The sequence below is a fragment of the Bifidobacterium bombi DSM 19703 genome, assembly GCF_000737845.1.
Classification (GTDB): domain Bacteria; phylum Actinomycetota; class Actinomycetes; order Actinomycetales; family Bifidobacteriaceae; genus Bifidobacterium; species Bifidobacterium bombi.
In genome coordinates, this window is record NZ_ATLK01000001.1 from 15,038 (window position 1) to 28,832 (window position 13,795).

Annotated in this window: 8 protein-coding genes and 1 pseudogene; 5 read left to right on the forward strand and 4 right to left on the reverse strand. The window is 56.8% G+C overall.

Annotated elements, in window-relative coordinates; translation table 11 throughout:
• The first annotated feature begins 44 nt into the window (after positions 1 to 44).
• Together BBOMB_RS00060 and BBOMB_RS00065 are read left to right on the forward strand one after the other, a co-directional pair.
• Positions 45 to 2,168 (forward strand): PspC domain-containing protein, encoded by a 2,124-nt coding sequence (locus BBOMB_RS00060; RefSeq protein WP_052377299.1) that lies wholly within the window; start codon positions 45 to 47, stop codon positions 2,166 to 2,168.
• A complete protein-coding gene (locus BBOMB_RS00065; protein ID WP_152570155.1) occupies positions 2,165 to 2,782 on the forward strand; it encodes a hypothetical protein in 618 nt (205 codons plus the stop codon). Before BBOMB_RS00060 ends, BBOMB_RS00065 begins: the two co-directional genes overlap by 4 nt.
• Positions 2,783 to 2,807: 25 nt before the next feature.
• Here the strand turns inward: BBOMB_RS00065 and BBOMB_RS00070 are convergent, their stop codons facing one another.
• The 4 genes and pseudogenes from BBOMB_RS00070 to BBOMB_RS00085 all read right to left on the reverse strand — a co-directional run bounded on the left by BBOMB_RS00070 (position 2,808) and on the right by BBOMB_RS00085 (position 9,022).
• Complete coding sequence (locus BBOMB_RS00070; protein ID WP_052377300.1) at positions 2,808 to 4,379, reverse strand: alpha/beta hydrolase family protein; 1,572 nt, start codon at positions 4,377 to 4,379, stop codon at positions 2,808 to 2,810.
• 37 nt (positions 4,380 to 4,416) lie between these two features.
• Complete coding sequence (locus tag BBOMB_RS00075) at positions 4,417 to 5,028, reverse strand: DUF4125 family protein (protein ID WP_044087769.1); 612 nt, start codon at positions 5,026 to 5,028, stop codon at positions 4,417 to 4,419.
• 159 nt (positions 5,029 to 5,187) lie between these two features.
• Positions 5,188 to 7,254: pseudogene (locus BBOMB_RS00080) on the reverse strand (DUF4037 domain-containing protein).
• Positions 7,255 to 7,519: 265 nt separating this feature from the next.
• A complete protein-coding gene (locus BBOMB_RS00085; protein WP_044087768.1) occupies positions 7,520 to 9,022 on the reverse strand; it encodes a C1 family peptidase in 1,503 nt (500 codons plus the stop codon).
• A gap of 335 nt (positions 9,023 to 9,357) precedes the next feature.
• Between BBOMB_RS00085 and BBOMB_RS00090 the strand changes: the two genes are divergently transcribed.
• From BBOMB_RS00090 to BBOMB_RS00100, 3 genes are all read left to right on the forward strand, one after another.
• The gene (locus BBOMB_RS00090) at positions 9,358 to 10,341 is read left to right on the forward strand and encodes an ABC transporter permease (protein ID WP_044087731.1); all 984 of its coding nucleotides are present in this window, start codon (positions 9,358 to 9,360) and stop codon (positions 10,339 to 10,341) included.
• Positions 10,342 to 10,384: 43 nt separating this feature from the next.
• Entirely contained in the window at positions 10,385 to 11,329 is a 945-nt protein-coding gene (locus tag BBOMB_RS00095; RefSeq protein ID WP_044087729.1) for an ABC transporter permease, read from the forward strand.
• Between the two features lie 118 nt (positions 11,330 to 11,447).
• On the forward strand, positions 11,448 to 13,544 hold the full coding sequence (locus BBOMB_RS00100; RefSeq protein ID WP_044087767.1) for an ABC transporter ATP-binding protein: 2,097 nt from the start codon (positions 11,448 to 11,450) through the stop codon (positions 13,542 to 13,544).
• Positions 13,545 to 13,795 lie beyond the last annotated feature (251 nt).

Here is a 13,795-nt window from a genome sequence, read left to right on the forward strand (position 1 = left end):
GTTCCCCTATCCTTCCGGCGTGAAGGGCGTGGTGTAATTGAAGCATGAACGATACAGATCAATATGATGACGACGATTCCGACGTGCGGAAGGATGCCCCGCATGACGGGAGATCGAATTTTGCAAACGGTGGACGCGACGCGGGTGACGGATGTGATGCCAGTGGTGGACGCGATGCCAGTGGTGGACGCGACGCGGGTGACGGCTTTCCCAATGAAGATGGCCGTGCGTCTGGTTTTCCGCACGAAGGCGGTCCACGGGGTGCCGCTGGTGGCGGTCCGCAGCCGCCACTTCGATCCGGTTCGCACAACGACTGGATTGCGAAGTTCTTCGATTGGATAAGGCGCAGCGGTTTGATGCGGGGGCGCAACCGGTGGATAGGTGGTGTTTGTTCGGGTATCGCAGATTATTACGCAATCAGTGAGATTCTGGTACGTGCTGTGGTCTTCGCAATGTCCTTGGCCTGTGGAGTGGGTCTGATGCTCTACGCAGTGGCTTGGGTGCTTCTGCCGGATTCGAACACGGGTCGTATCCTGGCGGAGGATCTGGTGCATGGCGAGTGGCGGGCCGAACTCATCGGGGTCCTCGTTCTCTTCGCGCTTGCGATTTGGGTTCCGGGTGTCGGTATCTTCGCTTTTTTGGCTGCATTCGTATTGCTTGTGGTGATGGTCAGTAGCGGCGGTCATTTTCCCAAGGGTGTTTATCCCCAGGGAGGCGGCGAGCCGGGCCCTGAGTATGGGCGCGGCTCAAGTGCTCCACGGATGGCTCCGGCAGGCAATCCCTTTCCCTACGAGCAGCCGGGGGTGAACGCCTCGGATCCGTGCCGTGCACATGAGCCCGGAATCGAATATCCGAGGCAATCCTATTGTTCCGTGCCGGAAGGCTGTTCCACCGGTACCAGTGACGCTTCCGCGGCCGAGTATGGTGGTGAGTCCCGTGCCGACGAGACCCCGAGGCGCTCCGGCTGGAACCAAGGCCCCAATAGGGGGTCGTATGGCTGGCAGGCGCCTACCGCGCCACCGTTCGGCACGACGTACGTATCCACGCCGCAACCTGCGTATCGCTCCCGTCCGCAGCAGGCACGCAAGCCGAAGCGAATGCGCCGCCGCCCTGCAGGTCCGGCGTTGACGCTCGGAGCCCTCGGCCTCGTGTTTCTGGTCGCTGGAGTGGTTGTCTACATGATTGTGACCAATCACATGTATCTGGAGGGTTCGCTTCGTCTGGTATCGGTGGCGGTAGGGCTGACGAGCCTGGCCTTGGGGCTGGGGGTCGTGGTTTTAGGTGTTGTCGGGCATCGTGCCGGTGGATTGAAGCCGATAGTCGTCTTGGTAGCCATGCTCGCCGTCTTCGCCATATGCGCGGATTCGGCCTACGCCGTTGTTCTTCATGGGACGCGCGGCGCCGTCAATGGGTATGCGGAGGAATACGTGCAAGGGGTTCATTCCATTGGTTCGAGTCGCGCTGACTATCGTAAATTGGAGAAGGGAATAGCCTTCCAAGGGGCATCGTACGACGATTCGATCGTCAATGTCGATCTGAGCGACTATGCCACGACCTTCGGCACGCATGAAATAAAGGAGGAGAACGGCAACAGCGTGAAATCGGGTTGTCCCACGGGGCGCATCAACCTTGCCGTCCACAATGCGCAGGTATATGTTACCCTCCCGAAGGGCTGCTCATATGTTCTGACGCCGGTGGACGAGGGTCTGGTGAGTTCTTACATTCGTCATGACGGCTACCGCGTGAACCTTTATTCGTATAAGGACGGTTCTCGAAAATTACATGTGACTGCATTGCACAAGGAGTCATCCAAGCATTATCAAAAAGATTCGCCTGATGACGAGGACGACGACGTTTATAGCGATTATGGCGATGGGGATTTCGAGGATCATCGAGGCTTGGGGCATTTCGGATTGGTGATGGGTGCGAACCAGGTCGGTGAGCCGGGTGCAAGAAGGCTGGGAAGTCCTTATGCCGCTTCCCGGCGTTTTTACAGCTTGTGGAAGCATGGCGATGATTACTCCAGAGGATCGCGGTCTTTGATGGATTCATTTGAGGCTATGCCGGCTCAGGGGCCGGAGCTTATCATAACCGTGTCGGCATTGGCCCAGGCTCAGGTTCAAGTGGGCTACCCCAACGATATCCATATTCCTGAAAGGAGCCGATGATGAATGAATCACGGGAGGACGGAGAAATGAACGAGGAGTCCCTTGGTCGGAAGACTGACGAGAAATCGAACCAGGCGGGCGGCACAGCGGCGCAGATGGAGCTAGCTGGAGATGAGGAAACGAGATCCGGAATCAGTGAAACTTGCAACACCCCGGATGATGCCGATGCAAGCGCATCGTCCCGGAGCGGACGCATCAACGACGGGCCTGGTGGAGCAGAAGAAAAACCTGAACTAGGGCAGGGTTTGATGGGTGACACGATGCATCGGGAGTACAGCGATTGCGGTGCCCATGATCGGCAGGTTCCGTTATATGCGTCCCCGGCCGCCGCAAAATATGCAGAAGATTCGTCTCAAGCAGTCGGCACGCCCATGCGTGCGATGGAAACCGGACCAAATGCGTGGACCATCGTCTTCGGTGTGATAGCAGCTCTCATCGGTGTCGTTGTACTCGCGGAAGGCCTGTGGTTCGTTGACCCCTGGGCTCTCGGGGTGTTTCGTCATTCGAGGGAAATGGTAGGCATTGCGTTAGGTTCCGTCGGGGTAGTGTTGCTTGTCGTTGCGCTGATCTGCGTAATCCTCGAGGTGCGTGGAAAACAAGATGGACGGGCTTAATGCATGGGGAACCGGATGGACAGGCCTAGAAGTTGTATAGTCCGAAGAAGGCAAATGACAGCAGCGAGACCAACACACCCGCCACGGTCAGCGTCGTGGCCGCCATCCTGCAAGCGCCGAAGGCGCGGGCTGGTTGGCGCCTCGCGAAGATCAGTCTCGCGGCGAGCCAGGATGCTGCCGACGCATCGAGAAAAGCCAGGATTCTTAGCAGGATCCAACCTGCATGCAGGATTTGTGGGTTCGATTGCAGTTTCAGAGCATTTGTCACGGCTATGGTCGTATAGATGAAGAACGCCACCAGAGTAAACGTCATCATGCCGGCGTTGGCTCCCAGAATGCCGGCAAGGCCGCTAGGGAGCCGGTGTCGCGTCGGTGTCGCGCTGTCCGCCATTACGCCGGCTGTTGCCAGCACGGCCGCAAGCGCGAAGCAAAGGACGGCCATCCCAATTGTTCCGGCCAGCACATTGAGGGACCCGACAATGCCGGACGGCGTTCGTGTCGGTGCGGCGAAACGTTGATGTGGCTGTGAGCCGGAGACCTGTGGTGAAGTCCAGCCGCTGTAGGAACTCGTGGCGCTCGCGGCTGACTCTGAGGTGACTGCGTGCACCCAGTATTCCAGGTTCTTGGTGTAGTTGACGTCCAGTGGCAATCCGGGTTTGGAGGTCTTGGCTCCAACCCTCATTTGATGGTTTGCGTCATAGTAGCGCACAGTGACGTTGACGTTGCCTGACTTGGAGGCTTGTCCGATGATCAGTTTCGCTCCTTGTTCGATGGGCATCGAGGGGTCATCGGTGCCGTAGTTGGCCAAAATCGGCATCGTCAGATGGCTCAGGTATCGCTCCGCGGGGAAATCCGCGTAGTTCGGGCCGAATGGCCGGAAATCCAAACTCAGAATCTTGTCGACCGTACGATGCAACCCCTCAGGTGCACCGGAAAGTGAAAGGTAGGTGTTTGCTGCCATGGCCATTTGGTGGCGGCCGGCCATCGCTGGAGGGGAGGTGAGGATCATGAAGGCGATCGACGGGTCGTCGGCGGCCATCACCTCGGATATCCAGGTACCCTCGGATTCGCTGTAGATGCCGGTCTTCGCCCGGTCCACCCCGGGCTGTCGACGCAGAACGTTGAGGGAGGCCTCATAGTCGCGGGCCATGGAGAAATAATCGCGCCGTAACGTCGAGTAAGTGTCGAGGCGCTTGCTGGGCACGAGTGTGACGATGCCTGCGGAGGCCATGGCAGGGGCGATGTCGCCGAACACTTCGGAGGCCTTGCCGGTGCCTGCGCCATGTACGAACAGGCATGCGGGGCGGTGCGCCGGCGCTCCTATGGGTTCACGTATGATGGCATCCACGCTCGTTCCTCCTGGAAGCCGTATACGGGTGTAAGTGGTGTGCACTTCGTATGTGCCTTCCGCCGTCGGTCTGATGCCCACCGCGCTTGTGTCGGTGTTCGCCGAGGCGACGCGGATGTGGTCCTTGTAGGGAGCCGATCCCGTCCAGTGTGGCATCATGGCGGCCCCGATGGCCATGAGGCTGAAGGAAAGAACAATGAATGTGGTGAGGCAGGTCAGTGATCGTTTCAAGGATTGCACGAACGCCACTTTACCTCAGCGCCTCTAGGTCTCGAATCGTTGGTGGTCATCGTTGCGAGGCTTCGGCCTCGGCGAGGGACGCGTATCCCTCGATCCTCACGGTGTTCAGGACCGTCTCCTCCGTGAGGTTGCGTTCGGCGCTCGCCATGCGGAGAACGAACCGGCGGTACAGCAGGAATGTCCTATCTCCATAAGTTCCCAGCTCTCCGCGTAGATAGGTTTCGAAGGAAGTGCTGCGTGCCGTGTCCTCCTGTGTGGTGAGCGCCCTCATTTTACTTCCGAGGCGAGGGTAGTGCATGCGGAAGGCGTTCGCCCATCGCACCTGCTGCATGATGACCTCTTCCTGAGCGGCCAGCCGTTGCTCCGAAAGACGTGGTATGAACGGTTCGATGTCGCGTGCATACTTCTCAGGTGCTGTGGATGCCATCATACGGGCATACTTTTCGGTGACCAGGTTACGGTCCGAATGTTCGGCTGCATCCAAATCGTCCCTGTAGCTTTCCAGTAGCTGTTGCGGCCAGGTCAGGAACTGGCTGGAGCGCATTTGCAGGAATGTAGGCCAGTCTCCTTGGCAGGCGGCCCGTCCGCCCTCATTATCGGTGCGTTGGAACTGCTCCCATTCCAAGCGTATTACGCTTTGCATGAGTTTGTCTTCCATGTTCGTTCCTTTCGAGGTATGCGACATATGCTTTAGGATTCGGTCCCTGCTTCCTTGCACTGCCGGGTCCGGACATCAAGTCTATATGGGCGTGCTCACCGTGCGTCGAGCGCCGATGTGCCGCCAGTTTGCGTCGTCGGGCGGATGGCCGTCATGTGTCTACAGGCTCCGTAAGACGGGGTCGTGGCTTTTGATGTGCGATTCGACGTACGGGCGCTGCCATTCCAGGAAGGTTTCGTCGCTGTCGGTCAGCCCCTGTTCCCTGAGCTCCGTAACGACATCCCGGCAGATGTCCTCCACAGTTTGCAGGACCTGACTTGTCACATCGGTCGCCCCTTTGCCTCCTTCACCGAAAGCCGCGCCGCCGAAACAGGCCGCGCTGGAAAGACGAAGCAGGGTTTTCAGTGACCAGCATACGTTCTTCAAACGTGTGGCGGTACGGCGGCTGAGCCTTCGTAACGCCGCGAACTGCCATTTATAGTAGGGCATGTAGCCGACGGTGACGGGTCGGTTGATGAGGAACACCAATGAGCACGCATTGGTGGCGAATTTCTGGATACACAGCCATGCCGCGGCACCGTCACCACGATCGAGCATTCGCGGCAGATTGTATTGGCCGGCTTGTGCCATCATGCCCAATCTTCTGGAAATCAGTGAGAGTCGTACGTCTTCTGGCATGAACTTGAAACTCTGGCGGGTCTTGGAGAATGCTCCGAGAGGGTCGGCGAAAATGGTTCCATTCGTCGCCGCCGCGAGCGTCGGCTCATCCATAAGCAGCCATTCGTGTGGCTTGTCTTCTGCGGGTGCCTTGGTGAAACCGGTGATCGATTCAAAGAAAGCTCCTATTTCGAACACGCCTTCGCGTCTCTGTGCTCCTTGTGAGCGCGGCGTGCGCGGCGTCGGCTGAAACCCCATGAAATCCCGGGGCAGTGATTCATAATCGGCTTCGAGCCGTTCGCCTATTAGGCATAGTCGTTTTTGTCGAGCCACAGGCAGAAACGGGGGGCCGAAGTCGTGGTCTTGTGAGAGTTCATCGTCCAAGCCATAGCATTCCGACCCGTGGCCGACCAGTCCAACTGCGATTCGGCCGGCATACTCCGGGTAACGTCGCTCGATCATCGGTCTGCCTACTTGCTCCCAGTAAGCTTTGGCCAAGGTGATGCCTGACATCGCACTCGCATGGGCCGTCGGTTGCGAACGATCTTCGTTCATTCCTGCGTCGCCGGTTTTGGCCTTCGTTTTTGTCTGTGCGGGGCTCTCTTCTCGGTCTTCGCATTTGCGCTGCTCCTCGCGAGCCTGCTCAAGATTTTCCGCGGTGATGCGGTAATAATCGGTGTCGTTGCCGTAGCATTCGTCGATGACCGCGAGTGCCTGCTCATAGGATTCGACTGACTGGCGGAAACGACCCGCTGCGAAGCAGGCTTGAGCGTATCCCGCCAGTGCCGATGCGTAGTGGGCGCTATGCTCCAGGTGACCTTTGATGTAGATGTCGAGGGCCTTTGCGGCGTGAGAGGTGGCCTCGTCGATTAGCCCTCTGCGTTTCCCGTGCGCGGTTGCGGCTTCTCCGCCGCTTTGCTGTGCCTCCTGCAGCAGTACGAGCGCCAGATTGGTGTGTGTACTTGCCATGTCGAGGTCGGTGTCGGGATCAGTGGTCGCCCGTCCTAAAATTTCCAGTGCCTCGTTGAGTTCGGTTTCCGAGCGTTGCAGCTCACCGGTTTCGCTGTACAGCATGGATATGTTGTTGTGCAGAGCAGCAAGTCTGCGGTCATTGGGGGAGTATGTCCGTTTCGCTGATTCGAGCGCCTGCAGATAGATATCCCTGGCTTGGTCATATCTTCCAGCCGCCCTGAGGGCGGTCGCCGCGTTGATCAATGTGGTGGTCCAGGCCTCGGTGCCCTCAATGCGCATTTTCAAGCCGAGTTCGATCGATCTTTGGATTATCCATTGGTTGTCCTCATGTCTGCCTTGTGACCGGTAAAAGCCCATGGTCTCGTTGAGTACGGTAAGCAGGCCGGCCTCGTCTCCGGCATTTTCAGCGTCAGTCAAGGCCTGCAGCAGGTATGGTTCGGCGTTGCTTTTGGCTTTATGGGCATTGTATATGGCATCGAGTCCGTTCAGGAATGCATCGGCGTCGAACGTCTGGTCGACGGACATCTGCATGCCGTCGTCCGCCTTCGTTGGATGTTCCTGTGCCTCGTCATGCCGCTCCGTGTCGCTGGTGTTCATTGGAATGCCTTCCTGATGATGGTCGGCGGTATTTGCATCCGAAGTTTCCGAGCATTCGTCCGTTTTGGATGTATCCGCCGTTGGTTTTCATCGTAGGAGGTGTCATCGTCCTTGCAATGCTGTTCGTGCTGCCTGATGGTGGCGCTGCTCAGCGTGCTTTTGCGCATTTCGCACATAGGCACGCGTCTACGGTGCTCGGTGAATTCGGTCGGGGGCCAGGTTGAGGCCGAATCTTGTAGGTGTTCGCAGCCTCAACATGCCGTCGTCATCGGCAGATGCTACTGAGGGATTGCCAGGGTTCAAGCGTCAATGGCTCGCTTTGCAGCGCGTCGAGCACTGGTTCAGGTAGGAATTCCTTGCGGACGATGAGCTCGTTGACATACCGGCGGAACCATTCGTCCGACGCCACGTAGTAGCCGTCCTCGCCCACGTCCTTGCCCCAACTGTTCTCCACTTTCCAGCGGTCGGCCTGTCCGTCCTCATCGATGTTCACGCCCGTGAATGTCATTGCGTGGTTGGCGGATGAAACGCCGTACTGCAGGGCATGCGCCTTGTCGAAAGTGAATTCGGTTCCGAAAAGCTCATCAACGCGGACCGCACCTGGGTCGAAGATGCCCTCCTTGCCGCGCAAAAGCGCATATTGGTCGCAATCGCATGCGAACCACAAGGGGTGCCCCGCCTGCAACTGGTCCAATGCGGCCTTATGTATCGTGTCCATGTCCACGTTCACGAATTCCAGAGGTCCGGTTTCCGCCACGTTCGTGCTGAACTTCAGTTGGTAGCGACGATTGAATGGGCGTGATTTCATGGGGTTGTTGCATAGGGTCACGTAGTCGTTGACGTCCACGGGCACATACTTGGCATAAAATTCCTGGGGTGTGATCCCGTATTCGCGGATCTGCGGCCTGTCGTCGATGCGTGATTCCTTCGAGTCCTTGGCGTCCTTGGAAACGTTCTTCGTTTTGCCATCGGATTTCGTCTTTTCGTCCTTGCAGTCCTCCTTCTTGTCGTCTTCCTTCGTACGGGCGAAGAAATCGAACTTTTTGGGCGGCTCTCCCAAGCTGATGGCGCAGATGCGGTAGACGGTTTCCATGTCGTTGAGCTTGAGCTCGCGCAGTTTGTCCAAGCTGGCTCCTGCCTGATGTTCTTCGCGCAGCTGTGAGGCGAATTCTCGGAGCTTCACGTTGAGATACATGGTGAAGTCGTCTGAGTTGCCGGAGTTCGCGCTTTCGGGGAAGGCCGACTTGGGCATCAAACCGTACTTGTTGACCAGGTTGACGAACATCTGCCACCAGCCGCCGTCATCAGCCGGCTCGTAGTTGATGATCGTGAAGATTCGGCTGTCGGTGTCTTCGTCCAACGTTGCGAGCACGTTTTCCAGGTAGGTGTTTGATTTTTCGATTTTGTCCCAGAAGAACAGATAGGATTCGGAGAATTCGAAGTCGTCAAGGTTCCATTTGTGCATGACTTCGAAGCTCAGTGTGTTCAGCGCCGCGAACATCCAGCAGCGTCCGGACTGCTTCTGATTGGTGATGCCTGTCTGCTTGAGGTCTACGGAAAAATCCTTAGGCAGGGAGCGTACCCCCTGGTAGCTGGTGGCCGCTTTGATCAGGCCCAGTGATGTGGAGGCATTCGCGGCTACGCGGTTCGCACGTTCGCTGTTGAATCTCTTGGAATATTCGTCTATAGCTCTGCTTGATATCGCTTTTTCGTTTTCTTTTCCGGCGCGTGTCGCGGGTTTCTTCACCGTCTTCGATGCCTTGCTCATGTTTGAGGGTCCCTTCATGATCGGCGGTGTATGAACGTTCGTGTCCATCACTCACTCTGCATTAATAAAATAGTCCCACTATGTTACATGAATTCCCGATTCACGCAGGATGACCACAATATGGACACCTTTTTCGATGTCGAAAATACTGTGTTTTGAATATTTTGAGCGAATATTGCACACCATTTGATCAGAGGTATGAATAAAATACAATCAATTGTATGATAGTGACATAACGTAGGCTACGGGAACTAAGTATGACATTATACCGTAATAAATTTTGACAAAAGGTGAGTTATCATGTCCTTCACGATTCAGAGCAGGAGGACCCGCGAATGCTGAAATACATCGTAAAGCGCTGTGTGAACTACGTGATTATGCTGTTCGTCGCCACATCCATGACGTACTTCCTGGCGAGCGCCTTCATGGATCCGCGTTCGAATTACATGGAGCGGCATCCGCATCCGCCGATCGAGTCCATCAACCGTTCGCTGACCAATGCGAACATCAATGACCAGACGCCGATCCTGGTGCGCTATTGGCGTTGGCTCAAGGGTATCGTCCTGCATTGGGATTGGGGTCTCGCCCCCGATCAATCCTCCGTGCGGCAGGCGGTCGGGAGCAGGATAGGAGCTTCCGTACAGTTGGTCACGATCGCGACGATCCTGTCCATCGTCCTGGGTGTGAGCATCGGCGTGTACACCGCCATTCGCCAGTATAAGTGGCAGGACCGTGTGCTCAACATGGTGGCCACGTTTTTCTTGGTAATTCCGGCGGCCGTCCTGGGGCTGTTCGTCGCGCTCATCGCGATATGGGTCAACACCAAGACGGGTGTTCGTATTTTTTATGTGACAGGTCTGCATGCGTATGACGGTGGCAACCCGTTCATGTGGTTCGTGGACTTTCTTCAGCACATTTTCCTGCCAACGATTGTGTTGCTGCTTCCCAGCGCCGTTGGCTACCACCTTACGCAGCGCACCTATCTGCTTGACACGATGAATGAGGATTATGTGCGTACCGCTCGAGCTAAAGGCCTGCCGTTGAACAAGGCGATCCGCAAGCATGCGCTGCGTACCTCGCTTATTCCTACAGCCGTCAATGTGGCGTTCTCCATAACGGGGGTCTTCACCGGCGCGGTCATCACCGAAACGGTGTTCGCCATCAATGGTCTGGGCCGTTATTTCACCACGACCATATCCACCAATGACATCAACGGTTCGGTGTGCATAGCCGCTTTCGGAGGTCTGTGCACACTGGCAGGTGCACTCTTGGCAGACATCTTCTCTGCATGGCTCGATCCACGCATACGGCTGAGTTGAACCCAGACAGTCAACCGATACTGAGAACGGAATGGGGAAAGCAATGACACAAGGGCAATATGACGAGACCACCGCTGATGAGCCGAACGAAGCCGCGGAGGAAAAGAGGCATGCGGATTACAAACGTACCGGACGCATGACCTTGTATGTGCGCAGATTCTTCCGTCGACCCTCGGCGGTGTTGGGTTTGGTGCTGCTCGTCCTTTTGGTTTTCTTCGCGGTTTTTGGCAATAAATTTACACATTGGACCTATCAGGATCTTGATTTTGCGGCGCTTGGGGTTCCTCCGAATAGCGACCACCTGCTTGGCACTACGTCTGGCGGATCGGACATGTACGCCATGGTTGTCCGTGGTCTGGGCAGATCCATGTCCATCGGTTTCCTAAGTTCCATTCTGGAGACAATTATCGCGGCCATTATCGGCACCAGTATTGCTTTTTTCGGAGGTTGGTTTGAAAAAGTGGGAATGTGGTGCCTTGATATGCTTATGGTAATTCCGTCCTTTCTGCTCATCGCGATGTTGGTGCGTTCCTCTTCGGGCACTGCTGGGTGGCTGTGGCTGACCTTCGGCCTGACCGTCTTTGGCTGGATAGGTTATGCGAGGACGCTGCGAACGCTTGCGCTGAGCTTGCGTGAGTTGGATTACGTGCGTGCCTCGAAGTTCATGGGTGTCGGTTCCTTCCGTATTATTGTGCGCCATTTAGTGCCGAACCTCGGCTCCGTGTTGATCATCAACACCGTGCTGGGCGTGGTCGGCTCAGTCGGGTCCGAGACGTCGCTTTCGTTCCTAGGACTTGGCATCAAGGCGCCAGACACCTCTTTGGGCACGTTGCTCAATGAAGGTCAGTCGGTCGCCATCACGGCTCCGTGGGTCCTACTAGCCCCTTCGTTGGTGTTGATAGCGTTGACGTTCTCAGTGCAGTTGATTGGCGATGGAATAAGGGATGCCATCGACCCCAATTCACGTTCCGTTGGAAAGGCCGAGTGAGAGTACGATGAGATTGTTTAGAAAGACCAAAAAAGCAGATACCGACTCCAAGGTTCTCGTCGGCGGCGGGATGGACGGCACCACCGTTCTGCGCCCCGAAGACACGGCGTACAACGGCATGCCCAGCGAGGACACCGTCCTGAGCGTACGTGGCCTAAGGGTCAGCTTCGCCTCGGAGGCGGGCACCGTGCATGCCGTCCGCGGCGTTAATTTCGATCTAAAGCGTGGCAAGACGTTGGGTATCGTGGGTGAATCCGGTTCAGGCAAGTCCGTCACGTCGATGTCCATCATGGGTTTGCTTGACTCCAATTCGAAGGTGACTGGTTCCATCCGTTACAACGGCGAGGAACTGCTTACCAAGTCGGACCAGGAGATGAGCGCTATTCGCGGCAAGGGAATAGCGATGGTCTTCCAGGACCCGCTTTCCGCCCTCACCCCTGTGTTCAGCATCGGTGACCAGATGAAGGAAGCCCTGGAGATCCACAACCCGGATATGAGCGAGGAGGACGTCACTGCCCGCTCCATCGAGCTGCTCCAGCTCGTGGGTATACCCAACGCCGAGGAACGTCTCAAGTCATTCCCACATCAGTTCTCCGGCGGCATGCGCCAGCGCGTGGTCATCGCGATGGCCATCGCCAACAATCCAGATATCATAATCGCGGATGAGCCGACGACCGCACTTGACGTGACCATCCAGGCCCAGGTTTTGGAAGTGCTGCGCAAGGCCCAGAAGGAGACCGGCGCCGCGCTGATTTTCATCACCCACGACCTTGGTGTCATCGCCGGCATTGCCGATGACATCCTCGTCATGTACGCCGGCCGTGCCGTGGAGAAGGCTCCTGTGGATGATATCTTCGAACATCCGGTCATGCCTTACACTATGGGACTTTTGGGTGCCGTCCCTCGTTCCGACAAAGGGAAGTCTGGCAGATTGGTGCCTATTCCGGGTTCCACGGTGAATCTCGCCGACCTTCCCCAAGGTTGCCCGTTCGCGTCACGTTGTCCGCTCGCCGTTGAGGAATGCAGGAAAGTCGAGCCGAATCTTGAGCCCATAACGGGTCGGGTTGGTCAGTTTGCAGCCTGCCTGCGCTCGGATTTGGTCGTGAAAAACCATTTGACCTTCACCGATGTATACAAGGTCGGGGAATCAACGAAGTCAATCTTCGATGGGATTGCGCGTGAAGACCGTAACATCGTCCTTAATGTCAATCATCTGCGCAAGACTTTTCCGTTGACTGGCGGCGGATTCCTCCGTCGTAAGATCGGTGAGGTCCACGCGGTGGACGATGTAACACTCGATGTGCGAGAAGGCGAGACAGTAGCGCTTGTAGGCGAGTCCGGCTCCGGCAAGTCCACGACGCTGCTGGAAATCATGAACCTTGCCTCTCCCGAGTCCGGCACCATAGAGCTGTTCGGCCAGGATGTCGGCGCCAGGATGAGCGGGGCGGAGCGCCGTCGGCTTCATGAGCGGATCCAATACGTATTCCAAGATCCTATGAGCTCGCTTGATCCGCGTCTGCCGATATACGACATCCTTGCCGAGCCTCTTAAGGTGCTGCACACCAGCAAGAACGACATCAATAAGCGGATCAACGAGCTTATGCGGCTGGTGGAGTTGAATCCCGATCAGGTGGACAGATTTCCCACGCAGTTCTCCGGCGGGCAGCGCCAGCGTATCGCCATCGCGCGTGCTTTGGCGGTCAACCCCAAGCTCATTCTACTCGACGAGCCCGTCTCTGCGCTTGATGTCTCCATTCAGGCGGGCGTGATCAATCTGCTTGAGGACCTGCAGAACAAGCTGGGTGTGGCCTATCTCTTCGTGGCCCACAACCTCTCGGTTATCCGCCATATTTCCACGCGCGTCGCTGTCATGTATCTCGGACGCATCGTCGAGAGCGGGGAAACCGAAGAGGTGTTCGAGCATCCTCAGCATCCGTACACCAAGGCCCTGCTTTCAGCCATGCCCGTCCCCGATCCGAAAGTCGCCCGGGAACAGCGTCGTGTGATGCTTCAAGGTGAGCTTCCAAGTCCGACCGAGAAGATTATCGGCTGTCCGTTCGCTTCGCGCTGCCCGCTCAAGATTACGCTGAGTACGGAGCAACAGCTGTTGTGCGAGACCGAACCGCCCGCCCTTGACGATTGGGGGGTTCCGGGTGCCGGCTTGAACCATATGTCCGCCTGCCATTTCACGAATGCCTCGGTATCTGCGAGCTAACCTCTGGGAGTTGCACGTTTCAGTGTCATAGGTGCGTCCTTTTGCTTTGCAAGCCATGGCACTGGAGTACACCAGGCGCCTTTGCTGGCTTCGAACTCCTAATATGCTTACCAAGGGGTGGAAGAAGCAACGCTTTCCGGTCGAGCTTGCGGATCATGGCGGCACGTGATGACGAAACTTGGTTTGCCTCTGTTTGCCGTTTTCTTCAGTTTTTCATGCGCCTTGGTAAGGCATGTCCTGGAAGCTGGGTG

Excerpts from the sequence above, each read along its gene's own strand:
- BBOMB_RS00060 (WP_052377299.1), top strand. The coding sequence starts at position 45 with ATGAACGATACAGATCAATATGATGACGACGATTCCGACGTGCGGAAG.
- BBOMB_RS00065 (WP_152570155.1), top strand. The coding sequence starts at position 2,165 with ATGATGAATGAATCACGGGAGGACGGAGAAATGAACGAGGAGTCCCTT.
- BBOMB_RS00075 (WP_044087769.1), bottom strand. The coding sequence starts at position 5,028 with ATGGAAGACAAACTCATGCAAAGCGTAATACGCTTGGAATGGGAGCAG.
- BBOMB_RS00085 (WP_044087768.1), bottom strand. The coding sequence starts at position 9,022 with ATGAGCAAGGCATCGAAGACGGTGAAGAAACCCGCGACACGCGCCGGA.
- BBOMB_RS00090 (WP_044087731.1), top strand. The coding sequence starts at position 9,358 with ATGCTGAAATACATCGTAAAGCGCTGTGTGAACTACGTGATTATGCTG.
- BBOMB_RS00095 (WP_044087729.1), top strand. The coding sequence starts at position 10,385 with ATGACACAAGGGCAATATGACGAGACCACCGCTGATGAGCCGAACGAA.
- BBOMB_RS00100 (WP_044087767.1), top strand. The coding sequence starts at position 11,448 with ATGCCCAGCGAGGACACCGTCCTGAGCGTACGTGGCCTAAGGGTCAGC.